The organism is Candidatus Aminicenantes bacterium (assembly GCA_026393795.1).
In the GTDB taxonomy this organism is placed as follows: Bacteria; Acidobacteriota; Aminicenantia; order UBA2199; family UBA2199; genus UBA2199.
This window is the reverse complement of record JAPKZL010000223.1, coordinates 1-25,440: the sequence shown is the minus strand read 5'-3', so window position 1 is coordinate 25,440 and position 25,440 is coordinate 1. Positions and strand designations below refer to the sequence as shown.

Here is a 25,440-nt window from a genome sequence, read left to right as displayed (position 1 = left end):
GAAATTTTTTATTGTACTTATTTAATTTGATAAATTGTTTTTGTCAAGTGTTTTTCAAATAATTTTTCAGATAGTGCCCGGTCAGCGATTTTCTGTCTTTCATCATGGCGGCGGGAGAGCCGTTGAAAAGCATGTAACCGCCGCCGTCGCCCCCCTCGGGGCCGAGTTCGATGACATGATCGGCGCTGGCGATCAGCGACAGATTGTGCTCGACCGCCACGATGGTGTTGCGGTTTTTCAGCAGGCGGGCGAAGAGCTTGCGGATGACCGCGATATCGTAGGCGTGAAGACCGAACGACGGCTCGTCGAGCAGGAACAGGATGTCCGTTTTTTCCTGATCCAGGTATTTCAGCAGCTTGAGCTTCTGCAATTCCCCGGTGGACAGGCAGCTGACCTTCTCCCCCAGCTGCAGGTAGCCCATGTCGTTGTCCTGCAGGTTTTTCAGCGTCTTGAGCAGCTGGGGGAGATCGGCGCCGAAATCGCGGACGAATTCATCGATGGTCAGGGCCAAAACGGCGGCGATGTTTTTATCCTTATGGGTGATCTTCAGGATGTCGGGGGTGAAGCCGCTGCCCTGGCAGTGGCGGCAGGTGGTTCTGACCGCGGGCAGGAATTGCATTTCAATCTCCAGATAACCCCGGCCCTTGCATTCGGGACAGCGCCCCAGCGGAGAATTGAAAGAAAAATGGCCGGGAAGATACCCCAGCAGGCGGCTTTGTTTCAAGGCGGCAAAAAATTCCCGCAACGGCGGGAACACATCGAAAAATCCGGCGACGTTGGTGCTGCCGCGCCTGGCGCCCACGCCCGGGTCGAGATGGACGACTTCGCTGTGTCCGGAGTCGGCTCCGTGCTTCAGGTAGATTTCATCGTAGAGCAGCGTGCTCTTGCCGGCGCCGCTGACTCCGGCAATGACGGTGAATGCCCGGCGCGGGATGCGGAAATCAAAATGTTTCAAATTGTGGCTGCCGGCGTCCCGGCAGGTCCAGAATTCCAGTGCGGCCTTCGCTTGGGCCGGCCGCTTCGCCGCCAGACGGAAGTACTTCTGGGTGGTGGTCACCTGCGAGTTGAAAAAATCATCCTTGCTCCCGGAATAGACGATCTCCCCACCGGCGACACCCGCCCGCGGCCCCAGCTCGATGACATGATCGGCATAGCCGACCAGGTGCGGGTTGTGCTCGACCAGGATGACGGTGTTGCCGTTTTCTTTCAGTTTTTTAAGGAAAAAATCCATCTTTTCGTAGTCAACGGGATGCAGGTCGGCGGAAGGCTGATCGATGATCAGCAGCGAATCGGAGAGGGTGGAGCCCATGATGAAGGCCAGGTTGATGCGCTGGTATTCGCCCTTGGAAAGGGTGAAGGTGGGGCGGTTCAGGTGGATGTAATGAAGCCGGCTGCGGCGCAGATACTCCAGCTTGGCCGCGATCTCCGCGAAGACCTCGGGGGAAATCCTGTTCCGGTAAGCGTCGCCGTCCAGATCCTTGATCCAGTCGTCGGCGGCGCCGATGGTCATGGCCAGCAGGTCGGCGATGGTCCGGCCTTTGATCCGGAACGAAGTGGCCAGACGGCTGAAGCGGCTGCCGCGGCATTCGCGGCAGGGGGTGGACCCGGAGCCGCTTTCGTCCGTTTCGCCCAGCCCCTTGCAAACCGGGCAGGCGCCACGGCCGCTGTTGAACGAAAAAAGGTTTTCGTCCGGACTTTCATACTCCTTGCGGCAGCGGGGACAGAAGAGCACGACCGGGAAATACAGCGGCCGGCGGTCATGGTACACGGTTACCGTGTCACGGCTCATGGCCATGGCCGCGTCGACGGCCTCAAAAATCCGGCTGCGGTTCTCGGCCCGGTTTTCCAGCTCGTCGACCAGGACCCGAATCGGCACATTCCGGCTTTGACTGTCGATGGCCATTTTGCGGCCCCGGCGAACCTGGAAATAGTAGCCGCGGTTGATCAGGAAAGCGACATCGCCCTGGTAGGAAAAACAGACGCGCAGGCTGCCGGGCTTGAGCGCCAGCAGCGTCTGGATGATCTCGTCGATGCTGAACTTCTTGATTTCGGCGCCGCAGCCCGGGCAGTAAAAATCGGCGATCTTGGCGTAAAGGATGCGCAGGTAATCGAAAATGTCGGAGGCCGTGGCCACGATAGAGCGGGGATTGCGGACCGGTTTTTTCTGGCGGAAGGCGAGCGCCGGCGGCAGGTTGTCGATGCGGTCGATGTCGGGCTTATCGATCCGGTCCAGGAACTGGCGGATATATGGGGAAATGGATTCGATGTAGCGGATGTAGCCTTCGGCGTAAAGGGTATGGAAGGCCAGCGATGACTTGCCGGCGCCGCTGACGCCGACAATGGCCGTTATCTTCCCCAGCGGGATTTCGGCGTCGATATTTTTCAGGTTGTTGGTGCGGATGCCCCTGAGGATGATGTTCTTTTCCATGCCCGTCGTTCGTTCCTGTTAAAGACAAGATAAATACGCCCGGAGAGACTCGAACTCCCAACGCACAGCTTCGAAGGCTGCCGCTCTATCCTTTGAGCTACGGGCGCGGCGGTAGAAGCGATTATAGCCTGATTCTAAGATTGCAGCAATAAAAAGAATAATTTGGATTTTGAGTTTAAAAAATATCGATGTCGGAAATTTTAAACTCACCCCCAGCCCCTCTCTTTTCAAAAGAGAGGGGAGTGCCATAACTCCCCTTCTCTTGCCAAGAGAAGGGCAGCACAAACAATCTGGCCACGAAGTGGACGGATTTGGTTTGTCTGCCACCTGAGGGGGGTGGGGGATGAGTTTGGCACGGTTGAAGTGTGCTATAATCCGCCCATGCCAAAAAACATCATTTTCAGCCAGCCGGTTTTGGAGCTTATTCAAAAACGCTATTCTTGCCGCAGTTTCGATGGCCGCGGGTTGGAGCCTGATATTCTGGTGGCGCTGGAAAAATTTTCGGCTGCCCTGGAACTACCCTTTAAAAACAGTGTTCGTTTCGGCGTCATCGACAAAGAGCGGGTGCGAGCTGAAAATGTTTTTTCCGGCGGCAGCTACGGGCTGATCAAGGGGGTGCGCTTCTATCTGAGCGCCCTGGTCAAAAAGGGCTCGCTCCACTGCTGGGAAGATGTCGGTTTCGGGCTGGAGGCGATCGTCCTGTACGCCACCTCCCTGGGCCTGGCCAGCTGCTGGATCGGCGGCATATTTGACCGCAAGCATTTCGGCCGCAGCCTCGGCATCCGGCCCGAGGAAATGCTGCCGGCGGTGGTCGCCGTCGGCCGGCCGGCCGAACAACGCTCCCTGCGCGACCGCCTGGTGCGCTGGAGCGCCCGGGGCGACCGGCGCAAGGCCGCGACCGAGATTTTTTTCCAGGACGATTGGCAGACCCCGTGGCGCAGCGCCGATTCCCCGCGCTGGGCGCCGGTCCTGGAGGGTGTACGCCTGGGGCCTTCGGCCTCCAACAAGCAGCCCTGGCGCATCGTCTTGAAGGAGGGTGGCTTTCATTTTTTCCTCAGCCGCGACAAGGCCTACAGCGCCTTGATGCCCCTCGCCGATTTGCAGCGCATCGACCTGGGCATCGCCATGTGCCACTTCCAGCTGGCGGCGACTGAGCTTGGCCTCTCCGGCGAATGGCGGGATATGGATCCCAGGTTGCCGGATACTCCCGCTAATTTCGAATATATTGTTTCGTTTACGATTCGGTAGGGGCACAGCGCGCTGTGCCCCTATGTGGCCGTTGCTATTTCCCTTTCAAGGATCCTTCATCCAAATATTTTTGAAACAGCCGTCCCCATTGGGAATCCTTGAGCCAGCGGCGATAAATTTTATTCTCCTTGAACGGCCAGTGCAGCACGTCGTGGTAGAAATAGGAATAGAAGTTGCCCAGGTAGAGGATGGGCGGACGGGTCATGATTTTCTGCAAGAAGCGAGTGGGGCCGAACCAGGTGAACCAGCCCACGGCCCGGTGAAAACTGGGGCCGACTTCGAAGTGCCAGTTCTCCCGGGCCGCGTCCAGATCGCCGGCGATTTCGATCTCCTCGGGTTTGCCGATGCCCAGGCCGCTTTCGTGGGCCAGGCGGATGTACTTGATCGACATCGGGTCGAAGCCCATCAGCTTGGCAGCCACGGCGTCGATGGCCACCTGGTCGCCGCTGGCCAAGATGACGTTCTTTTCCTCGGGGCGCATCACGCGCGGACCCGGGCCGTTGCCGGCCATTGTGCCGTCCATCATGCAGAAAAGGCCCGGGTGGATCTCCTTCTGGATGGCCAGCAGGTCGACCAGCGTCTCGTGGATATGGGTGTGGGTCTGGTGGCGCTTGTGGTTGAGCAGGCCGCCGAAGGCGTTCTTCATGGCGCCGGTGGTGGTGGTATAAATGTGGCACTTGACCGTCGGCAGGTGGATGATGTTCTTGCCGATGAAATACTCGGGAATGCGCAGCTCGTCGCCGTAGATCTTTTCCAGGGCTAGCATCCGGGCCTTCGGCCTGTATGGCACCCACTGCATGTCTTCGGCGCGGAAGTTGAAGAGGACCTTGATGCCGTAATCCTTGAAGATCGGCTTGTAACTGTTCAGGTCCTCGCCCTTGAAGGCGTCGGTCACTTCGGTCTTGTTCTGGACGCAGGCGATATCGCTGAAACCGTGTTTTTTAAGAGCCAGAATGACCGCCTCCAGCTGCCAGGGGGTGGTGTTGGCCGAGGGGAGAGGGTAGTGCCAGGAGATGTTGTCCTTGATGATGGTGCTGGATCCCTTGTCCAGGATAGCGCTTCCGCCGGCCAGTTCGAAGAGGCGGATGTAATCATCCAGGACCGTTTCGGAACCGGTTCTCAAGATCGCGACCTTGGTTTTAGTCATTATATCTTTATTCCTAGTGAGATTTTCTTCATTATAATGGAGTCGGCCATAAAAATCCATCACACAACGGGAGATGCTTAAAATTTTATGACAGTCTCTGCTTAAAAAAACTCACCCCCGGCCCCTCTCTTTTCAAAAAAAGAGGGGAGCGCCGCTAATCCCCTGGCCGGGGCCAGCGTAAAAAAGTGGTTGACAGCAAGGGGGGGAATGCTATACAATCACAGGGCGTGGTGAGTGTAGCTCAATGGTAGAGTATCGGACTGTGGATCCGATCGCTGCGGGTTCAAATCCCGTCACTCACCCCAGTTCCCACCTGCGTTTCCAGTCATTTTACCCTGCCCGAATCCGATAGAGTGTGTCCTATTTTGTGCTGACAGAAATTTGCCCGAAATGAACCGCTATGGGACAGCCAGCGACTGGCCCCGTTTCCTTAATCCCTCTTTTGACCATTTTCCCCTTTGTGCATATAATGCTTTTTCAGGAGGAGAGAAAAATGTCAGGTTTAAAGAAAGCACTTATGGGTATTGTTTTTCTTGCCCTCCTTGCTCATATGATCAGGAGCACACCTTTGCGGAATGACCCTGCCGCCAGAAAAATCATGGAGAAGTGTATACGCATGTACGGGAACCTGAAGACGTATCAGGAGCAGCTCAAAGTCCAGATCAGCTCAAAATACCAGGGTCCGAAAATCATCAATGTCGGCGGAGCCGTCGGGAATGTCATCGACATCTGCATTGCCAGACCCAACCGCCTCCGTTTTTGGCAGTCGGGAGAGTTTTCTATTGCGGGCACGTCTCTGGTGTGTGACGGGAAAAGGATCTGGGAATATATGCCCATGTTTAACAAGTTCACCAATGACGAGGCGCCGAAAACGCTGAAAGAAATCGCTGATTCCGACGATTTTATGTTCGACGCACAGTATACGAGCATGAAAAACGGTTTTGTCATTCCCATGCTTTTTGATCCGGAAACAGCGCAAAAGAACCTGGATAACTACCCGGTCGCGGCGTTCGCCAATGAAAAGGAAACTCATTCGGGAAATCTCCTGCATATCGTTCTGGAAAGAAAAGTTGAAGACGATGAGTGGTTGGTCAACTTGTGGATCGATTCCAAAACGTTCCTGATCCACCATGTGAAGGAGAAGAAAATCCAAAACATCAAAATGGGAGGGAATGCCCTTAAACACGAGACTGTTTATGAATATTTTCATAATGACATCCGCATCAATCAGCCGATTCCCCCCGGGGCCTTCCGTTTTATCCCCCCTCCCGCCGCTGTGGAAACGTTCAATCTGTTTGATTCCTTTCCTATCCACGAGAAAGGACCGGAGCCTGAAGAGTTCATGGAAGGCAAAGCGATGCCGGGCATCGCGCTTCCGGGAATGAATCGGGGAGATGAATACAATTTGGCGGACATAAAAGGACGAGCAGCCGTTTTCTTTATTTTTAACGGAAAAAACTTCGATCGTTCGTATAACATCGGGAAGCACCTCCAGACTCTTGGCAAACTCGTTGCTGAATTCTCGAAGAGGCCCGTTGTTTTTCTTGGAATCAGCATGAAATCGACGCGTGAGGAGACCGCAACCGCTATACGTAAGATGGGAATGAATATTCCTGTGGCTATTGATTTTCACGGATCGGTGGGATCGGCTTTCCATTTCAACTGCATCTCCCCGCCCTTTTGGGTGATCATCGATCACTCCGGAGTGGTGAAAAAAATTTTTGTAGGCAACTATTCCCGGCAAAAACAGATCATGGCGCACGTGCTGAATTCACTGCTCTGAAAAAATATTGATTCGGTCGTTTTTGTGTGTACTAAAGTGTGCTTAAATTTTAACCGATTCCATCCGTGAATAGATAGGCATATGTGCCTAAGACGCTGTACAGGCTTGATAATACAGCGTTTTGAAATATCCTAAGCGGGACTGTAACGGCGGGACAAGTTGCTGGATTCACTCATCGCCCTTCGTTACAGACAAACTAAATCCGGCGTTACAGACAAACTAGATCCGTACACTGCGTGTCTGGATAGTTTGTGCTGTAAATCCGGCGTTACAGACAAACTAGATCCGTACACTGCGTGTCTGGATAGTTTGTGCTGTAAATCCGGCGTTACAGACAAACTAGATCCGTACACTGCGTGTCCGGATAGTTTGTGCTGTAAATCCGGCGTTACAGACAAACTAGATCCGTACACTGCGTGTCAGGATAGTTTGTGCTGTAGATCCGATCGCTGCGGGTTCACATCCCGTCACTCACCCCAGTTCCTGCCTGCCTTTCCGACCATTTCCCCGTGCTAAGTTTGAGAGAATGCTTGCCGGAATGTGGCTGGCTTTTTTCTCCCGAGCAATTTATTGGATGCTGATTTACGTGCGGCATATTCCGAGCAACAATATTGGGAATTGAAACTTGTAAATCACAATATTCTTCAAAATAGTCATATAATGCATGATGTGGAGACAAAAATGTTTAAACTGAAATTTTCATTGAAGTTTATTGTCGCACTTGTGTTTATCGGGCTTGTTTCCTATTGCTCTTACTTGGCTGGTCAAATATCCAACTATGCCGATATAAAACCAGTCAGTGTGTTGGCGAGCGGAAAACGAGAAAAACCGATCGTTGTTCCCACTTTCACCAAGCAACCAAAAAATAGGTGCCGTTTTGTTTATTCTTATGACTCCGTCGAAGCATTAGGGGAATTCAGGAAAGGTGAACATCTAGATTCTGTGATTTTTGGCTGTAAAACTGATTTCGATATCGCCGTAAAACTGATGCACTGGGTGAGAAGCCAATGGGAGCCGGGGAAACCAAGCCCATATCCCCCCATCAATGCCATGGAAATTTTAAAACGAATCCGCGATGGTGAGACCGGTGGATTTTGTGCCCAATACTGCTATGTTTTTGTTCAGGCTATGCAAAGTTTTGGATATAAGGCAAGATATGTCACAATCAGAAATCATGAAGTGTCCGAAGTATTTTTACCTTCTATGAACCGGTGGGTATGCTTTGATCCATTTTATGACAGTTATTACGTTAACGAAAAGGGGTTTCCATTGTCAGCGGGGAAAATATCTGCCGCCTATAGAATCAGCAAAAAAATTAGTATGATCGGCAGCAAGAAATCCGAAATAGGATCCAACCACTTCGCCAGGTTTGAGTATTTTGCTGTTTGGATAAAAAATGATCATGTGGGCAATCCAATAAATTTTGATGGTATTGAACGATACAAGGTTTATCTGGTCAATTCCAAAGAGGATATTGCTGAAGTGCCTCCCTATGCCAACTATTCCTTTTTTATTGAGGATTTTTATGAAGGGTCCTGGTTTGCAGATTGAGCGGCATGTTTGAGATTCCTTCTTTATCAGATAAATGGGGGCGTCAGAATACCAGCGGCCATTTCTTTTTGATCGTTGCCAGGTCTTTTTCCTTGGCGATGTAGCTCTCGACGTAGCCGCACTGGCCGCAAACGAAGTTGTCGAGCGCGGCGCTGCGGAACAGCGAGACCGGGATGGCGTTGCTGTCGTGCATTCCCGACTTGTTGGCCACGGTGCTGCCGCTGTAGATTTCTTTTCCCCCGCAGCGGGGGCAAACGCCTTTTTTCATGGTTCCTCCTTGATGGCTGGCGGCGACTCGCCCAGAGGGGCCGGGACCGGCGCTTTTTTACGGCGCCGGTTGATGGCTTCGTTGAGAATGGACTCGATCTGGCCGTTGACGCTGCGAAAATCGTCGGCGGCCCAGCGCTCGAGTTCTTCCCACATCTCCTGGCTGAGGCGCAGCAGGAATGATTTTTTCGCAGGCATGGCCTTGCGCCCGGCCGCTTATTTGTACAGCGTCCCGGCGTTGATCACCGGCTGGGCTTCGGCCTCGCCGCACAGCACGACCAGCAGGTTGCTGACCATGGCCGCCTTGCGCTCCTCGTCCAGGTCGACGACCTTCTTGCTTTTCAGCTCGTCTAGGGCCATCTCGACCATGGAGACCGCGCCGTGGACGATCTTGCGCCGGGCGGCGATGATGGCTTCGGCCATTTGGCGGCGCAGCATGGCATTGGCGATTTCCGGTGCGTAGGCCAGGTGGGTGAGCCTCGTCTCGTCGACCTGTACCCCGGCTTTGGCCAGCCGGTCTTGGAGTTCCTTTCTCAAGACCTGGGCCACTTCGTCCATGCCGCTGCGCAAGGTGACCTCTTCCTCCTCGCCGTGGTCGTAGGGGTAGCAGTTGGCCAGGTGGCGCAGGGCGGCAGCGCTCTGGATCTTGACATAATGCTCGTAGTGGTCGACGTCGAAAAGGGCGTGGGCCGTGTCCACGACCCGCCAGACGACGACGGCCGCGATCTCGATGGGATTGCCGCGCTTGTCGTTGACCTTCAGCTTTTCGATCTCGAAGTTGCGTATGCGCTGGGAAATCGTGTACTTGCCGCGCGGCTGGGCCAGCTGCAGGGGGTTGGTCCAGTGAAAGCCGTCGTTACGGATTGTCCCCTTGTATTTGCCGAAAAGGACCAACACCTTGGCTTCGTTCGGTTGCAGGGTGAAGTAGCCCGGGGGCAGGATGCCGGCGACGACTATCAGCAGGGCGATGAGCGGGATTAGCCGCAGCGCCGACCATTGGACGGTGTTGACTCCTGAGAAGAAGATCAACAGAATGGCGGCGATCAGCAGCACATGGATGGTAACGACCGTCCATCCCTTGAACGACTTACCTTGTTTCTCGTTTGACATGAGTACCTCCTAAAATGGATATCAAAATGATATCATAAATATAGCATTTATTTTTCTATCCGTCAACAAAAAAAATTTGCAATGGGAATTGATAGTTTTAACTGTAAATAATTTACCCATTTCGATCGACTGTTTTTTACCAATCATCCGGAACCAAAAAAAGATCCAGGCAAAATGCGGGGAAAGTGAGTGTTGGAGCTTATCGGGATGAAAGTTTTCTGTCCAGCGCCGTCTAATGGATTTGGCACGCGATTTGCTATTCAATTTCGGATTGACCCTTTATCGATCTGGGCAGGGATGCTCATGACAAAAAGAAAAGACAAAAGAATAAACAAAAGCCTGCTGGTCAATATCAACCAGAATGGTTTTGAACGCATGGGCGTCACCGTCAACATCTCGCGCCGGGGGATGCTGATCGCCACCACCGATATGTTCCCCGTGAGAAGCGAGTTTCAAATTCTCCTGGCCGCGGCCGACGACATCTACTCCCTCACCGGCTTGGTGGTCTGGAATACGAAGCGGGAGAGCCCGTCGGGAGAAAATGTGCCGGCCGGGTTGGGCGTCAAGATAAAGAGATCCGACCGCGGTTACGCCCGTTTCATTAAAACCGTTGCCCATCAGCGTTTGTTGCCCTTTGGGCCCGTGAATCGGTTTGAAAAAACCGTTCCCTGACCGCGGCGGCCAACCATATTTTTTTCTCGGGTTTCTTTTCCAGGCTCCCAGGACAGACGGTTTTTGACATTGCCGTCCTTTTCTTTTAGAATTTCCCAATGGCAAAAGACAGCGGTCCGGCAATGAAAAACACCTGGTCTAAAAAAATAAAGGTCACGCGGTCTGCCGTATGCCTGCTGGGATTGATTGCTTTCAATTTTTATTTATCGCTAAAGGAAATCTCGTTCATAAAAGATGAGAATCAATTTTTACGCATGGATGCCCGGGAATACATTTCCCTGGCCAACAACCTTTATGAAGGTAAGGGATACCGGGTCAGCAGTGGAATCTGTGTCACGCCCGGCGGGACGGCTTTTCGCACTCCCGGCTATCCTGTTTTTTTGTCGCTTTTCCGCTGGTTGTATGGGAAAGACAAGTTCCTCATGGCCGTTATCCTTTACCAGAACCTTTTTTTCTGCCTGCTGCCGTTGATTTTCTATTGGCTGACCTTCCACGTTTCCTCCTCGCGGCTTCTGTCCTTGTTCTCCGCTTTTCTATGTACGTTTTTCGAGCCGCTGCGGGTCATGGCCAACATCATTCATCCCGAATTCCTGGCCTTTTTTCTCCTGCTCATCGCCTTGCTCGCGCTTTTTTCCCATCTGGCCAAGAAGCAATTGTACAAGCTGCTGGCCTTTTCTTTTTTACTCGCCTCGGCCATCATGGTCAAGCAGAATCTCCTGCTGATCATGCTGGTTTTCCTTTTCCCGCTGCCGCTGATGCTGAAGAGGAAGGAATATCTCGTTGCGCTCATATTCCCGATACTGATTTTTTCAGCCTGGATCATTCGCAACAAGGTGGTCCTGGGCGAATTCCCCGTGTTTTCGACCATCAGCGGTTATAATTTCTACGTAGCCAACAATCCCGCCATTCGCATGGACCTGAACAATATCATGGACTACAAGAACATCATGAATGACCTGTTGAAGCAGGGGGTGAGCGAGGTCGAGGCCGATCGCCACCTGTGGAAGATGGGCTACACCCTTTTCCGTGCCAACGGCTTCACGTGGCATCTAGCCAGAATGAAGGAGAGGATCAACGCCGTGTTCAGGGACTACTACCCGGCGGCGAAAAACGGCATCTTCTATTTTCTTCTGCCTTTTATTTTCCTGATGAAGAAGCGCCGCCGGGCCTTCGCCATGCTGATCGTTCTCCAGCTTGTCTTAGCGCTGTTCATCTATCGGCTGGGGTTTTCCGTCTATGAGCTGAGCATCGCCGCGGTTTTGGACGTGGCTGCTTTGAGTTTTTTCGGCTTGAGCTCCTTGATTATCCTGGCTTGGAAAAAGAACCATAAGGCGCTGCTGGTGCTGCTGATGTACATGCTGATCATGCTGCCGCTGGTCCTCCTGGTCCCCTCGGACAGGCACAGGGTTATCTGCGACGCGTTCCTGATCGTCGGCTATGCCCTGGCACCGATGGTTTTGAGGGAATTGTTCGCCTCCCCTTTGCCCGAATTCAAAGCAAATGTCTGATCGGATACATGGCCGCGCAACGTGGCAGGGAGCCTTTGCATGAGCCGGAGAAATTGGCTCTCGCGCTTGCAGAAAACAAATCCCTATTTCTGGGGCGGCTGCACATTGGTCCTGATTTTTCTGTTGTATGTCCCCGCCTTGGGGAACTATCTCATGGGCGATGATTTTGAATGGCTGGACAGCATCTACCGCGGCTGGCAGCATCCCGGCCAGTTTTTTGAAAAAATAAACAATTTTTTCCGGCCCATGGTGAAGCTCTCTTACCTGCTGAACTACACCCTCTTCGGTACCCGTGTCTTCTATTACAATCTGTTCACCGTCCTCCTGCATCTGGCCAATCTCTGGCTTATGTTTTTGCTGGCCCGCCGTCTCTTCAGGCGAACCCTGCCTTCCGTTCTGCTCGTTCTCGCCTATGGGGTGTCCGCCTACTACAGCGAAGTCACCTTGTGGGCGGCCGGGCGTCCCGATTCGCTGATGATGCTGTTTGTCCTTGCCGCCCTGCTGTTTTTGGCGCGCAACGCTTCCGCCGCCAGAGGAATGCCGTTGGGCAAACACCTGCTTCTGCTGCTGCTGGCCGGCGGCGCCCTGGCGGCAAAGGAGGCGTGGATCGTTTTGCCGTTTCTCGCCCTGGCCCTTCTCTGGCTGGTCATGGAGATCCCATGGAAACGGGCATTCGCTCATTCGCTCGGCCTGTTCATCCTCCTGGGGCTCTACCTGCTGCTTTTCGTGGGCCTCCCCATGCTCAGGGGCAATGCCGCCTTCACCGCCTACGGCCGGGCCGGACTGAGAATGATGGTCGACAAGGCCGCCTTCCTCGTCTGCAAATACATGGGCCTTGGCGAACAGTACCATGGCGGTTGGTTGCAGCTTATCCTGCTGGCGGCGCTGCTGGCGGCGACGCTCTTCACCCTCGTCCGCCGCCGCAACCGCCCAGCTCTCTTCGGCTTATTCTGGATGCTCCTGGGCATCGGCATATCGCTCCCAATTTTCTATGCCGCCGCCCGCTACAATTACCTACCCCTGCTGGGATTCTGGATCATGATCGTCGCCTTCGTCGGTGCTGAATTCGGGGCATTTGCCCAGAATCATCCGCGCCAGCGCCGGCTGGCGATGGTCCTTATCGCCTTGCCGCTGGTTTTTTTTCTGAGCCAGCAGGCGGTCATGCTTCATTGGGAAATAGGCGATTACCGCCTGCGCGGCGACCTGCACCGGCAGCTGGCCGCCATGTACGCGCAGGTCAAAGGAAAAATCGCGCCGGACCAGCCCATCATTTTCGTCGATCTGGGAAAGCGGCGGGCGGTGTTCGAGCTGGCCGACGCGGTCAAGGGTTACAAGAAGATCCTGTTCGTTCGCGACCGAGCGATCTGGCAGGAGGTATTCCTGTCGCCGCTGGCCAATTTTTTGGGCGAGCCATTCTCGCGGCGGATGGCCCCGGTGGGGAAGGGCGAGCTGCTGCCGGCCCTGAAGGGTCAGGCAACCACCCTGGTCTTCACCGACCGCGGATTCGCCCTGGCCGCGGGCAAGGATATTCAAGGCAAGGTTCTGGCTTTCTACGCCCGCTGCGGCGAGCTGCCCTACAAGGTGCAGGTGCTGCGCATGCGGGCAACGGGGGGAGAACCGTGAGAATCGCCCAGGCCGTCACCTTCATCGCCTACCAGGTGCGGGAAAAGACCCTGATCGTCATCCCCACCTACAACTAGAGCGAAAACATCGCCGAAATGCTCAAGCAGATCAACGAGATCGTTCCCGGCGCCCATGTCGTCGTCGTTGACGATTGCTCTCCCGACGGCACTGGCGAGGTCGTCCGCTCGTACCGCGGTGTTGGCGAGACGGTCACGCTGATCGAACGCAGCGGAGAACGCGGGTTGGGCAACGCCTACCGCGACGGGCTGCGCTACGGCCTGGACCATGGCTACGAAGTGTTGGTCACCATGGACGCCGATTTTTCGCACAATCCGCTCCATTTGCCGGCCATGCTCGAGGCCAGCCGCGACAACGATGTCGTGATCGGTTCCCGCTACATCCGCGACGGCGGCACCATCAACTGGCGGATCCGCAGGATCCTGCTCAGCTGGCTGGCCAACCGCTTCGCCCGCTTTGTCCTGAACCTGAAGGGGGCCGATCTGACCTCCGGCTTCCGCACCTACCGCCGCCAGATGCTGGAAGAGATCAAGCCCGAGAAAGTCCGCTCGAACGGCTATTCGTTCCTGGTGGAGATGATCTTTCGTGCCCAGAGGAAAAACGCCCGCGTGGCCGAAGTGCCCATCATCTTTTTCGATCGCAGCATGGGAACGTCCAAAATTTCGCGCCGCGAAGTCTTCAAGAGCATATTCACCCTCCTGCGGCTCCGCTGCAACCGCTTCCGGGAATAGCATGGAAAAAGGCGGGTCGGCGTGGGTCCGGGTGAACTGCCCCTTTTGCGGCAGCCCCGATTCCCGCCTCCGCTATCCCGCCAGCAAGGGGAAAGAGGAGATCGTGAGTACCGAGCATTTCCGCTGCACCTCGACCGCCCTTTCCCGGCACGGCAACATCGTCCAGTGCAGCCGCTGCCGCCTGGTTTTCAGCAATCCCCAGCTCCAGCAGGGGGAGGTGCTGGACATCTACCGCGCGGTTGAAGATCCCCTTTACCTGGAGGAAGCGACGGCGCGGGAGCGCACCTTCGCCCGTTCGCTGCTCCAGCTGCATGCCTATGCCAAGCCTCCTGGACGGCTCCTGGACGTGGGCTGCTATACCGGCGTATTCATGAAAACGGCCGCAGCTGCCGGCCCGGCGCCATGTGCGCGTTCTCCGGTTAGGTTATTTCCTGGACCGGCTGGAGGCGCGGGCGCGTTTTTCGCCCATGCGGAAAATAGTTGTCTGGCTGGAGCGGCGGAGATCCCTGCGCGAACGATTCATTTCCATAGGCTTCCTCGGCTTGGTTAATGTCTTTGCCCGCAAACGCTGACTTTTTATCAAAAGTATTCTCCATACGAACACTCCATTCTCGATCAGCAGATTTGAATGCGGGCCGCCGCGACACTACTCCCTGAGGGGCGGTCCTTTACAGGCACGGCGATTTCAGATAAAATATCCGTTCCAGCGCGGTTTTCAAAAGGAATGCTCCATGAACAGAAAAAAAAAATTCAGCAGCATCGTTGACTGCATCGGCAACACGCCGCTGGTCAAACTGAACCACGTGGCCGCCGGCATCCCCGGCGAGGTTTTCGCCAAGCTTGAATTCCTGAACCCGATGGGCAGCAGCAAGGATCGTATTGCCCGCCACATGATCGAAAAGGCCGAAAAAGAGGGCAAGATAAAAAAGGGCGACCTGATCATCGAAAATTCCTCGGGCAATACCGCCCTGGGCCTGGCCCTGATCGCCATCCAGAAAGGCTACCGGTTGAAGGTGGTTGTTCGCGATCGCATCAGCCGGGAAAAACTCGACCAGCTGAATGCCCTGGGCGTCGAGATCCACATGGTCGACAGCACCCTGCCGCCCGAGTCCCCCGACAGCTACAACAACATCACGCCGCGCCTGGCCCGTGAGACGCCGAACTGCTTTTTCCCAGACCAGCACAACAACCGCGACAACAATGAGGCCCATTACCTGGGCACCGGGCCGGAGATCTGGGAGCAGATGGAGGGCCGCATCGATTATTTCGTCGCCGGCATCGGCACCGGCGGCACCATCGGCGGCACCGCCCGCTTCCTGAAGGAAAAGGACGCGACCATCAAGGTCATCGCCGTGGATCCCCTCGGTTCAGTTTTCTACGACAATTTTCATCATCGCCCGGGCGCGAAATCGGCCCCCTATCTGCTGGAAGGGCTGGGCGACGAATTCATGATCCGCTGCGCCGACTTCAGCGTCATCGACGACATGTTCCAGGTGACCGACAAGGAGGCCTTCCTGGCCGCCCGCGAACTGGCACGGCGCGAGGGAATCCTGGCCGGCGGTTCCAGCGGCGCGGCACTCTGGGGGGTGCGTCAAGTGGCCAAGAGACTGGAACAGCCGGCCCGCATCGTCACAATATTTCCCGACGGCGCTTCCCGCTACCTGAGCACGATCTACAACGACGAATGGCTCAAGGATAAAGGCATTATTTAGCCGTCGACCCGGTCCGCCAAGGGCGCGCCGGCAAGAAATAAGGAACTTTTTTGTTACCATTTCGTATAATAACCTTAACCCCGGAGGCATGACGATGAAAAAATTAGTTTGCTTGACAGTCGCCGTTTTATTGATGGGTTGGCTGATCCCGGCCCAGAATAAAGACGTGCAATCCCTGACCCTTGACGATGTCATCAACCAGGCCCTGAAGAACAACCTGGACCTGCAGATAGAGTTGGCCAACCCGGAGATCGCCCGGGCGCTGTGGAGAAAAAGCACCTCCATGTTCATTCCGACCCTGGCGGTCGATTTCAACCGCGGTTCGACCACGACCCCCAGCTCCAGCATTTTCACCGGCGCCGACATTGAAAAGGCCGATTCGGGGGCGCTGGCCTTTTCCCTTTCGCAGAACCTGCTCTTCGGCGGCAATGTGAGCGTTGAGCTACAGAATGCGCGCAACTCGACCAACTCGCGCTACAGCCAGATCAACCCGCGCTACAATTCGCAGCTCACCTTCAGCCGGGAGAAGTCGCTCTTCGCCCTGAAGCAGCAGGTGATTGACCTGATCTACCAGACCGAGGAAGCCTATTGGAACTTGGTCTATGCGCACCGCAACCTGGCCGTCAAGGAAAAATCGCTGCAGTTGGCCAAGGATTTGCTCAAGCAGAACGAAGTCCAGGTCAAGGTCGGCGTCTCCGCCCCCATGGACATCCTCACTGCCCAGGCCGAGGTGGCCGCCCGCGAGAGCGAAACGCTGCAGGCCCGCAGCCAGATCCAGACTTGCGAAGAAAATCTACGCCGTATATTAAACATCAGCCGCATGCCCGAAGCCATCGTCCCCCAGGACGAGCCGCTGTTCACCCCGATCGAAGTCGATTTCGACGCTTTTTTGGAGCAAGCGCTTGAAAAGAGGCCCGACATCGAGCAAGTGCGGCTCGACTTGAAGAGCAAGAACGTCGAGGTCCGCTACTACCGCAACCAGCTGCTGCCCAACCTGCAGCTCACCGCTTCCTATTACACCAAGGGCTTAAGCGGCACTCCCCAGGACGTGGATTTCAGCCTCCTACCCGTCGATGGTACGGCCGGCACCATTGGCGGCGGTATGAGCGATTCGCTGCGCGACGCGCTGAAGGGGCTCTATCGCAATTACGCGGTCGGCTTGCAGCTGTCCTTCCCGGTGTTCAACGCCTCGGGACGGGCCGACCTGACCCAGGCCCGGTTGAACCTGGAGCAATCGCTGCTGACCCTCAAGAAGACCGAAAGCACGATCTATTCCGAGGTCAAACAGATCATCATGGACCTGGAGACCAATGCCAAGATCGTTGCGGCCAACCGCATTTCGCGGGAGCTGGCCGATCAGAAGCTGGCCGCGGAGCAGAAGAAACTCGCCGTCGGCCTATCGACCAACTACCTGGTCTTGCAGTACCAGCGTGATTTCTCCAATGCCCAGATCGCCGAACTGAAATCGCTGATCGACTACAGCCTGGCCCTTTCCCGGGTCAACCGGGTGCTGGGCACGACCCTTGAAAAGCACAATATCCAATTTGCCGATTTGCTGACGAAAAACTGACCGCGGACGGCTTATTTTGGCGGGATGGTTTACAAGGGAACTCTTTTCTGCTAAAATAGGTTCTAAATTCGTTTGAAGCAAAGGAGGATATTTTGAGCGTTAGCAAGGAAACCAAGCAGAAACTGATCAGTCGCTTTCAGATAAACGACAAGGATACGGGCTCGTCGGAAGTGCAGGTGGCGGTGTTGACCGAAAGGATCCGGCATTTGACCGAGCATTTCAAGACGCACCAGAAGGACAACCATTCGCGAAAAGGGCTGTTGACGATGGTCTCGACCCGGAAAAAACTGTTGAACTATTTGCGCCGGACCAACTACGATAAATACCTAAAAGTAATCCAGGAACTTGAACTGAGAAAGTAAACCATTCAGGAGAAATACATGCGACAAACTATTGAAATTGGCATCGATGGGTCTACACTTAAAATAGACATTCACCGCTGGGCCCTGCAGTCGAACGGTTCGGCGCTGGTCACCTACAAGGACAATGTCATTTTGGTCACCGCCAACATGCGCGAGGAAGCGAAGCCGCAGCAGGATTTTCTGCCGCTAATGGTCGATTTCCGCGAAAACACCTATGCCGCCGGCAAGATTCCCGGGGGCTTTTTCAAGCGCGAGGGACGGCCCTCCGAAAAAGAAGTCTTGCTTTCGCGGTTGATCGACCGGCCCATCCGGCCGCTGTTCGCCGAAAACTACCATCACGACACCCAGGTGATCGCGCTGCTGCTTTCGGCCGACTTCAGCATCGACTATGACGCCCTGGGCATCATCGGGGCTTCCGCCTCCCTGCTGGCGTCGACGATCCCCTTTGACACGCCGCTGGGGGCGGTGAAAATCGGCTGGAAGGACGGCGCCTATTCGATCAATCCCGGCCAGAACATGCTCAAGGATCTGGACATGGTGCTGCTCGTGGCCGGAACCGAACACGAGGTGGTCATGCTCGAAGCCAGTGGCAACGAATTTCCCGAGGGCGTGTTCATCGAGGGCTTGCGCCGGGGCAAAGAAGTGATCGCCACGATCTGCCAGGCCCAGAAGGAACTGATCAATCCCGCCAAGATGGCGGTGCCCGCCAATCCCGAAGCCGAGGCGCTGGTCGAGGACATCCGCAGTCGGTTTTCCGCCCCGCTGAAGGACGCCATTTTCACCCAGGAACGGGTGTTGCGCCATTTGAAGCTCAAGGCCATCAAGGAAGAGCTCCTTCAGGGCAAAGAGGATGAGGTGGAAATCGCCAGGATCAAGGGCGCCTTCGAAAAGGTCGAAGCGCAAATTTTCCGCAGCACGCTGCTGCAGGGAAAAAAGCGGACCGACCTGCGGGCGTTCGACGAGATCCGCCCCATCAGCATAGAGCTGGGGGTGCTGCCGCGCGTGCACGGATCGGCGGTTTTCACCCGCGGTGAAACCCAATCGCTGTCGACCGTGACCCTGGGTTCGGAAGACGACGCGCAACGGCTGGACAACCTCAACGGCGATGAATCGACGAAGAAATTCATGCTGCACTATAATTTCCCGCCCTTCTCAGTGGGCGAGGTCAGCTTCCTGCGCGGCGCCGGCCGGCGCGAGATCGGCCACGGCAACCTGGCCGAAAAAGCCATCAGCAAGATCATGCCCAACAACGAGGATTTCCCCTACACCATCCGCGTGGTCTCCGATATCCTGGAATCCAACGGTTCCTCCTCGATGGCCACGGTCTGCGGCGGCACGCTGGCCCTGATGAACGCCGGCGTGCCCATCAAGGCGCCGGTGGCCGGCATCGCCATGGGCCTGGTCAAGGAGGGTGATGAGTTCGCGGTTCTGACCGACATCGCCGGTTATGAAGACCATTTCGGCGACATGGATTTCAAGGTGGCCGGTACCGAGAAGGGGATCACCGCCATCCAGCTGGATATCAAGATCGGCGGCCTGACCGACGACGTCATCCGCAAGACCATCGACGACGCCCGCAAAGCCTATCGCTTCATTCTCGCCAAGATGAAGTCGGTGATCGCCGCGCCCTCGGAAAAACTTTCCGAGTACGCCCCGGTCATCCTGACCATGTACATCCCTGTCGACAAGATCCGCGATCTGATCGGCCCGGGCGGCAAGAACATCAAGGAGCTGGTGGCGACCTACAACGTCAAGATCAACGCCGAGGATGACGGAAAAGTGTCGGTGGCCGCGGCCAACAAGGAAGTCGGAGAAAAGGTGATCGCCCGCATCGAGGCCATGACCAGCTCGCCCGAGGTCAACAAGGTCTACAGCGGCAAGATCAACCGCATTGAAGATTACGGCTTGTTCGTGGAGATCATGCCCGGCGTGACCGGGCTGTTGCATGTTTCGGAAATCTCCCACCGCCGGGTGCGCGACGTCCACCAGGAATTCAAGCTGGGGCAGATGATCGACGTCAAGCTGCTGGCCCTGGACCGGGACAATAAGATGAAACTGAGCCACAAGGCCCTGGAAAACAATCCAAATCCAGAGGATCGTTGAATCGTTGATTCGCCTCGGGCAGGGCGGGGGTAAAAATGGCCGGCCGGAAAGATAAGCAGGAAGCGGCCCGGGTATCGGCATCAGCCGATGTGCTCCGCCGCCAGCGCGGGTTCACGCTGATCGAAGTCATCACCGTCACCGTCATCATCGCCATTCTGGCCGCTATCGCCATCCCCTTGGCGCACAACGTCTTCCAGCGCGAAAAAGAAATCGAACTGCGCCGGGCGCTGCGCATGCTGCGCACGGCCATCGACGATTATAAAAAATTCTGCGAAGAAAACAAGATCGTCTTCGATGAAGAGACATACGGCTACCCGGAAAAGCTGGACGACCTGGTCAAGGGCATCGAATACAAGGACAAAAAAAATAAAACGCGGATAATGAAATTTCTGCGGCGGATTCCCCTGGATCCGATGAGCGCCACCACCGACTGGGGGCTGCGCTCCTACCAGGACAAGCTCGATGCCAAGACCTGGGGCGGGCAGAACATCTGGGACGTGCATTGCGACTCCGACAAAAAGGCGCTGGACGGTACCTATTATCGCGACTGGTAGGCGGCGCGGCCTTAGTGCCGCGGTTGAGAATCGGGCGCGCTTTTGCTATGATGGAAGCCACGGAGGCAACATGAAAAAAAAGGCAGTGTTGACGATTCTGCTTTTGGTTTTGGCTGTTTCCCTGTTTCCCTACAGCAGCAAGCTCGAGGAAAAACTGTTTTACAGCCTGGGTCACTTCGGCGCCACGTTTCTCTATCAGACCTACCTCAACATCGGCATGATTTCCGACATTTGGACCCACAACATCTACTCTCCCGAAGACGCCAAGTCCCTGCTCGGCACCAACCTGTCGTTCCTGCAGGCTTCCAGGAAGAACCTGCAGGAGCTGACCGAATTTTCCATCAACAATGAAGACCGCGGCACGTTCATGGAAATGATCGCCATCGTCGATGAGCTTACCGGCGAAGCCGATTACATGCTCGCATATGTCGCCAGCCGCTCCCAGGACGACATTGACCAGTATGAAGTGCACCGCAAGCAAGCCTGGGCGAAAATCACCAAGCTGATGGACATCAAGTAAGAGAGTTGGGGGCCCGGCTTTGCTTATTTTAGGGATAGAATCTTCCTGCGATGAAACGGCCGTCGCCGTCGTTGAACGGGGCGAGAAGAACGCCGTCCTGGCCGAAAAAATCAAATCGCAAATCTCCCTGCATTCGCCCTACGGCGGCATCGTCCCCGAAATAGCGGCCAGGACCCATTACGAGGCGATCGACCTGCTGGCCCGCCAGGCGCTGGCTCAGGCCGGGATCGGCATCGACCGCATCGACCTGCTGGCGCTGACGGTCGGACCCGGCTTGATCGGCTCGCTGCTCATCGGCCTGGCTTTCGCCAAGGGGCTGGCCCTGGCCCAGCGCCTGCCGCTGGTGGCGGTTGATCATATCGCCGCCCACATTGAAGCGCCGTTCATCACCCAGGCGCCGATTGCCTACCCGCTGCTGGCCCTGGTCGTTTCCGGAGGGCATACGTCGCTTTTTTACCAGAAAGAAAAATTCTCCGGCCAGGTGGTCGCCAAGACCCGCGACGACGCCGCCGGCGAGATCATGGACAAAATAGCCAAGCATTTCGGCCTGGGCTATCCCGGCGGGCCGCTGCTGGACGACCTGTATGCCAAGGGCGATCCCGGCCGCTTCGCCTTTACCACGCCGCGCATGAGCGACGGCGGGGACGACTTTTCATTCTCCGGCTACAAATCGGCGCTGCTGCGCCAGGCGCAGAGCTTGAAGGTGGAGCCCGGCAGCCGGGAATTTTTCGATTTGCTGGCCTCTTTTTTACGTTCGCTGGTCGATTATTTGCTGAAAAAAACCCTGGCCGCCCTGGAAAAATTCCCGGCCCGCTCGCTCATCGTTTCCGGCGGGGTCAGCCGCAATTCGCTGCTGCGACGTTCTTTCGCGGAAACATGCGCCCCGCTGGGGATCAACCTCTACCTGCCCGAACCGGCTTATTGCACCGACAACGCGGCCATGATCGCCTGGCTGGGCTATGAAAAATACCGGGCCTATCCGAACCTGAACTATTTCGACCTGTACCTCAATTCCTATTCGCGCGCTCTTTCCCGCGAGAGCCGCCGCCACCGCTAGGCCGTTCACTGTGCGAGAAAAAATGAGCTTGGCGTAGGGCGTACGGCTTACGGTGTACGGTAAGAGATAAGCCCCGAACAAGCACCAATTGCAAATGACCCAATGGCCCAGAAAAAAAGGGTCCTCGCAAGTAAAAAGAAGACTACATACTGATGTGTTACTTTTTTTACCGTATGCCGTCCGCCGTCTACCGTGAGCCGGGTCCTTTCTTCGTTACTTCCCCGGGCACTGCCGACGCACCGATTCCGGCAGATTCTTGCTCCCGTAGACACGGTCGAAATGGGCGCTAAATTCCCCGGCCAGCTTCTGCGCCCGCCTGGCGAAGGCTTCGGGGTCCTTCCAGGTGTTGCGCGGCTGCAGGATGGCGTCGGGGACACCGGGGCAGGCGGCCGGGATGCTGATGTGGAAGGTCGGGTCCTCGGCATAGGTGGATTTATCCAGCTCGCCGTTCAGGACGGCCTTGATGATGGCCCGGGTGATGTTGATATCCATGCGCTTCCCCTCGCCGTAGGGGCCGCCGCTCCAGCCGGTGTTGACCAGGTAGACCTGGGTGCGGTGTTTCTTTATTTTTTCTCCCAGCAAAGACGCGTAATCATTGGGGTTGCGCGGCATGAAGGGCTGGCCGAAGAAACGCGAAAATGTTGAAACCGGCTCGACGATGCCGGTCTCGGTCCCGGCCAGCTTGGAGGTGTAGCCCATCAAAAACCAGAACATGGCCTGGTTCTGGTCGAGTTTGGCCACCGGCGGCAGGACGCCGTTGGCATCGGCGGTCAGGAAAATAATGGTCCTGGGGTGCTTGCCGCGGGACGACTTCTTGATCCTGGGCAGGAAGGAGAGGGGGTAGGAGCCGCGCGAGTTCTCGATGAGCCGCGAGTCGTTGAAGTCGAAGGTGCCGTCGGGGTACATCATGGCGTTCTCGACGATGGCGCCATGGTCGAGGTACGGAGCCTCGTGGCAGATAGCGTCGTAGATCTGGGGCTCCTTGGCCGGGTTTAGGTTGATCAGCTTGGCGTAGCAGCCGAACTCGAAGTTGGCGATGCCGTATTTATCCCAGCCGTGCTCGTCGTCGCCGAGCAACGCCCGGTCGGGATCGGCCGACAGGGTGGTTTTGCCCGTCCCGGAAAGGCCCAGGAAAAGGGCGATGTCGCCGTCCAGGCCCTCGTTGGCCGAGGCGTGCAGCGGCAGGATGCCCGCCTTGGGCAGCAGGTAGTTCATGACCGTGAACATCAGTTTTTTGACGCTGCCCATGTAGGCCGAGCCGATGATCACGCCGATGCGCTCGACGAAGTCCACGGCCACCACCATGTCCGAGGCGCTGCCGTCGGGGAGCCGGCGCAGCTTGCCGGCGTACCGTTGCTTATCCAGCTTGTCGGCGGGTAGAACGAGGATGGTGAAGGGCTGGTCGTGGTAGATGCTGCGGACGATGTCGCGCGGCACGGGCCGGAACATGGTGATCGCGAAGAGGGCGGTCTTGGCGTGGTCGCTGACGGTGCGCACCGGCAGCGCGTAGCGGCTGTCGGCGCCGATGACGCGGTCGGTGACGTACAGTTTTTCCTTCTTGCCGGCCAGCGCCAGCGCGTCTTCCAGGATCATGGCGAAGGTCTCGGGGGCCAGGGGCAAGTTGTTGGGCGAGTCCCAGTCGATCTCGGCCTCGATCTCGGGCCGGCGGACGGTCAGGGTGTCCTTGGGGCTGCGGCCGGTCGATTCGATGCGCGTCCAGGTGGCCAGGGCGCCATTCTTGCTGACCAGGACTTCCTTGTTCTTCACGGCAGCCTTGATCAGGTCGCGGCGCTTGGGATTACTATGTACATTTTCTTTTTTGTTGATGAGGTCGGTCAATTTTTCCAGGAAATTCATTCTGCTCTCCTTTTGATAAAGAGGAAATATTATATCATCGGCGCTAAAAAATCAACTTATTTTAAACCGGTAATCCACAACCGCTTATTGTAATTTTTACATATTTCTAATAAAATTTATCATGAAGAAAAATGGTTTTCGTGCAAGTTTTAGACAAGTTGGGACATATGAATATGAACCGCGATTCTAGGCAGAAAATTATCCTGCTGGGGCTTATTTTGATAATTGCTGTATGCGTTTTTCTTCCCTCACTTCGTTTTGGCTTCACCAATTGGGATGATCCGGACCTCATTATCCAGAATGACTCCATCAAAAAGCTGAACCTTCACAATATAGCTCAAATCTTTTCACAATCCTATATTGGTTTGGGAGGCTATACTCCATTGGTCTTGGTTTCCTACGCCATCAATTACAGATTTTCAAAATTAGATCCAAATGCCTATCACGGCAACAATTTAGCCATTCACTTGCTTAACATAATTCTCGTATTTTTTATTATTTGGCGTCTGAGCGGAAGCCACTTCATCACTTTTTTTACCACTTTGGTCTTTGCCATTCACCCCATGAACATAGAAGCAATCGTCTGGATACAAGGTCGAAAAGATCTCCTTTTTTCATTTTTTTATTTTTTGGGTATACTCGCTTATCTCCGATATCTGCGATCATCACAAAAAGTTTTGTTTTTTACATTGACAACTGTGTTCTTTATTCTTTCTTTGTTTTCAAAAATAATTGCCATCTCCTTTCCATTGATTCTTTTTCTTCTCGATTATGTGGAATCTGGCGATCATCAGCTCAAAGAACTCAAAAAAAAGCTGTACTTCTTCTTAATTAGCGCGGTCTTTCTCGTTATCTCTCTGACAACAGCGCCCCTAATCCAATTATCAGGGGTTCCTGAAAATCATTTCTTGTTAAGTGTTTTGAGATTTTTTTACGCGCCTTTCTTTTATATCGGCAAAGCCTTTATTCCAATTGCTTTGTCAGCCCGGTATTCTAATCGATTGATCTTGCAGGCACCCACTGTTTTGATCTCCTTTATCTTTTCTAGTCTGTTCATCACATTCACGTTCATCTTTAAAAAAAAATTTAATAATCAAATCGTTCTGTTTTCATTCAGTTTATTTTTAATAACGCTTCTTCCTAGCATGATATTCAATACAGCTGGAATGCCTTATTCAGATCGATATTTTTATATCCCTGCAATTTGGATTTTTTACATATTTGCCTGGGCGTTTTACTATTTTTTTAATTTGAAATCCAGATTTTCTCGAATCATTAGAATCGGTCTTATAGCACTTTTAATGATAATTATCACGGGTTTGTCGGTTGAAACCAGAAAACATTTGCGAGTATGGGGGGACAATATTCTTCTCTGGACAGACGTGATTAAAAACAATCCCGAAGAAAGCTTGGCTTACAACAACCGTGGAGACGCGTATTTTGCCAATATCAATTGGAAAAAGCGTTGATGGATTTCAATACGGCGATTTCCTTGAATCCAAAATATACGGAAGCCTATTACAACCGTGGGAGCGTATATGTTGCCAACAATCAACCGGAAAAAGCATTGTTGGATTTCAATGTGGCGATCTCCTTGAATCCCATATATTTAAAAGCTT

The 25,440-nt window shown here is 54.8% G+C and carries 22 protein-coding genes and 2 tRNA genes; 17 read left to right on the top strand and 7 right to left on the bottom strand.

All coding sequences use genetic code 11. The features are described 5' to 3' along the window. Positions 1 to 43: 43 nt before the first annotated feature. Together NTW95_11095 and NTW95_11090 are read right to left on the bottom strand one after the other, a co-directional pair. Positions 44 to 2,428: a hypothetical protein gene (locus tag NTW95_11095; GenBank protein ID MCX6557958.1), complete on the bottom strand. Its 2,385-nt coding sequence runs from the start codon at positions 2,426 to 2,428 to the stop codon at positions 44 to 46. A gap of 34 nt (positions 2,429 to 2,462) precedes the next feature. Beyond that, positions 2,463 to 2,535: transfer RNA gene (locus tag NTW95_11090), tRNA-Arg, on the bottom strand. Between the two features lie 274 nt (positions 2,536 to 2,809). Here NTW95_11090 and NTW95_11085 point away from each other — a divergent pair. Next, positions 2,810 to 3,676, top strand: coding sequence for a nitroreductase family protein (locus tag NTW95_11085; protein ID MCX6557957.1), 867 nt, complete (start codon positions 2,810 to 2,812; stop codon positions 3,674 to 3,676). A gap of 34 nt (positions 3,677 to 3,710) precedes the next feature. Here NTW95_11085 and NTW95_11080 read toward each other — a convergent pair whose 3' ends face one another. Next, the gene (locus NTW95_11080) at positions 3,711 to 4,823 is read right to left on the bottom strand and encodes a DUF362 domain-containing protein (protein ID MCX6557956.1); all 1,113 of its coding nucleotides are present in this window, start codon (positions 4,821 to 4,823) and stop codon (positions 3,711 to 3,713) included. Positions 4,824 to 5,053: 230 nt separating this feature from the next. Between NTW95_11080 and NTW95_11075 the strand changes: the two genes are divergently transcribed. From NTW95_11075 to NTW95_11065, 3 genes are all read left to right on the top strand, one after another. Continuing rightward, positions 5,054 to 5,128 (top strand) — tRNA-His (locus tag NTW95_11075). A 188-nt stretch (positions 5,129 to 5,316) separates the two neighbouring features. Then, complete coding sequence (locus NTW95_11070; GenBank protein ID MCX6557955.1) at positions 5,317 to 6,606, top strand: redoxin domain-containing protein; 1,290 nt, start codon at positions 5,317 to 5,319, stop codon at positions 6,604 to 6,606. Between the two features lie 681 nt (positions 6,607 to 7,287). Further along, positions 7,288 to 8,157 (top strand): transglutaminase-like domain-containing protein, encoded by an 870-nt coding sequence (locus tag NTW95_11065; GenBank protein MCX6557954.1) that lies wholly within the window; start codon positions 7,288 to 7,290, stop codon positions 8,155 to 8,157. Between the two features lie 43 nt (positions 8,158 to 8,200). On the opposite strand, the gene NTW95_11060 is transcribed toward NTW95_11065, so the two are convergent. The 3 genes from NTW95_11060 to NTW95_11050 are packed head-to-tail and all read right to left on the bottom strand — an operon-like array spanning position 8,201 to position 9,534. Next, positions 8,201 to 8,425, bottom strand: a complete 225-nt coding sequence (locus tag NTW95_11060) for a hypothetical protein (GenBank protein MCX6557953.1) — start codon at positions 8,423 to 8,425, stop codon at positions 8,201 to 8,203. Continuing rightward, positions 8,422 to 8,622, bottom strand: a complete 201-nt coding sequence (locus NTW95_11055; protein MCX6557952.1) for an Arc family DNA-binding protein — start codon at positions 8,620 to 8,622, stop codon at positions 8,422 to 8,424. The genes NTW95_11060 and NTW95_11055 overlap by 4 nt, the downstream gene beginning before the upstream one ends. A gap of 18 nt (positions 8,623 to 8,640) precedes the next feature. Then, positions 8,641 to 9,534 (bottom strand): SPFH domain-containing protein, encoded by an 894-nt coding sequence (locus NTW95_11050; GenBank protein MCX6557951.1) that lies wholly within the window; start codon positions 9,532 to 9,534, stop codon positions 8,641 to 8,643. Between the two features lie 303 nt (positions 9,535 to 9,837). Here NTW95_11050 and NTW95_11045 point away from each other — a divergent pair, with 303 nt between their 5' ends. The 12 genes from NTW95_11045 to tsaD all read left to right on the top strand — a co-directional run bounded on the left by NTW95_11045 (position 9,838) and on the right by tsaD (position 21,964). After that, positions 9,838 to 10,206, top strand: coding sequence for a PilZ domain-containing protein (locus tag NTW95_11045; protein ID MCX6557950.1), 369 nt, complete (start codon positions 9,838 to 9,840; stop codon positions 10,204 to 10,206). A gap of 98 nt (positions 10,207 to 10,304) precedes the next feature. Continuing rightward, positions 10,305 to 11,714, top strand: coding sequence for a hypothetical protein (locus NTW95_11040; GenBank protein MCX6557949.1), 1,410 nt, complete (start codon positions 10,305 to 10,307; stop codon positions 11,712 to 11,714). A 39-nt stretch (positions 11,715 to 11,753) separates the two neighbouring features. Next, positions 11,754 to 13,337: a hypothetical protein gene (locus tag NTW95_11035; GenBank protein ID MCX6557948.1), complete on the top strand. Its 1,584-nt coding sequence runs from the start codon at positions 11,754 to 11,756 to the stop codon at positions 13,335 to 13,337. Positions 13,338 to 13,432: 95 nt separating this feature from the next. Further along, positions 13,433 to 14,086, top strand: a complete 654-nt coding sequence (locus NTW95_11030) for a polyprenol monophosphomannose synthase (GenBank protein ID MCX6557947.1) — start codon at positions 13,433 to 13,435, stop codon at positions 14,084 to 14,086. A 1-nt stretch (position 14,087) separates the two neighbouring features. Next, the gene (locus tag NTW95_11025) at positions 14,088 to 14,636 is read left to right on the top strand and encodes a hypothetical protein (GenBank protein ID MCX6557946.1); all 549 of its coding nucleotides are present in this window, start codon (positions 14,088 to 14,090) and stop codon (positions 14,634 to 14,636) included. A gap of 181 nt (positions 14,637 to 14,817) precedes the next feature. Next, positions 14,818 to 15,798, top strand: coding sequence for a cysteine synthase family protein (locus NTW95_11020; GenBank protein MCX6557945.1), 981 nt, complete (start codon positions 14,818 to 14,820; stop codon positions 15,796 to 15,798). Positions 15,799 to 15,892: 94 nt separating this feature from the next. Further along, entirely contained in the window at positions 15,893 to 17,368 is a 1,476-nt protein-coding gene (locus tag NTW95_11015) for a TolC family protein (GenBank protein ID MCX6557944.1), read from the top strand. Positions 17,369 to 17,460: 92 nt separating this feature from the next. Further along, on the top strand, positions 17,461 to 17,730 hold the full coding sequence (gene rpsO / locus NTW95_11010; protein ID MCX6557943.1) for a 30S ribosomal protein S15: 270 nt from the start codon (positions 17,461 to 17,463) through the stop codon (positions 17,728 to 17,730). 18 nt (positions 17,731 to 17,748) lie between these two features. Beyond that, positions 17,749 to 19,833, top strand: coding sequence for a polyribonucleotide nucleotidyltransferase (locus tag NTW95_11005; protein MCX6557942.1), 2,085 nt, complete (start codon positions 17,749 to 17,751; stop codon positions 19,831 to 19,833). A gap of 35 nt (positions 19,834 to 19,868) precedes the next feature. After that, the gene (locus NTW95_11000; protein MCX6557941.1) at positions 19,869 to 20,387 is read left to right on the top strand and encodes a prepilin-type N-terminal cleavage/methylation domain-containing protein; all 519 of its coding nucleotides are present in this window, start codon (positions 19,869 to 19,871) and stop codon (positions 20,385 to 20,387) included. Positions 20,388 to 20,457: 70 nt separating this feature from the next. Further along, a complete protein-coding gene (locus NTW95_10995; protein MCX6557940.1) occupies positions 20,458 to 20,907 on the top strand; it encodes a hypothetical protein in 450 nt (149 codons plus the stop codon). Positions 20,908 to 20,926: 19 nt separating this feature from the next. Further along, the gene (gene tsaD, locus NTW95_10990) at positions 20,927 to 21,964 is read left to right on the top strand and encodes a tRNA (adenosine(37)-N6)-threonylcarbamoyltransferase complex transferase subunit TsaD (protein ID MCX6557939.1); all 1,038 of its coding nucleotides are present in this window, start codon (positions 20,927 to 20,929) and stop codon (positions 21,962 to 21,964) included. 213 nt (positions 21,965 to 22,177) lie between these two features. On the opposite strand, the gene NTW95_10985 is transcribed toward tsaD, so the two are convergent. Continuing rightward, the gene (locus tag NTW95_10985) at positions 22,178 to 23,821 is read right to left on the bottom strand and encodes a phosphoenolpyruvate carboxykinase (ATP) (protein ID MCX6557938.1); all 1,644 of its coding nucleotides are present in this window, start codon (positions 23,819 to 23,821) and stop codon (positions 22,178 to 22,180) included. Between the two features lie 131 nt (positions 23,822 to 23,952). On the opposite strand from NTW95_10985, the gene NTW95_10980 reads away from it, so the two are divergent. Then, positions 23,953 to 25,290 (top strand): hypothetical protein, encoded by a 1,338-nt coding sequence (locus tag NTW95_10980; GenBank protein ID MCX6557937.1) that lies wholly within the window; start codon positions 23,953 to 23,955, stop codon positions 25,288 to 25,290. Positions 25,291 to 25,440: the final 150 nt, after the last annotated feature.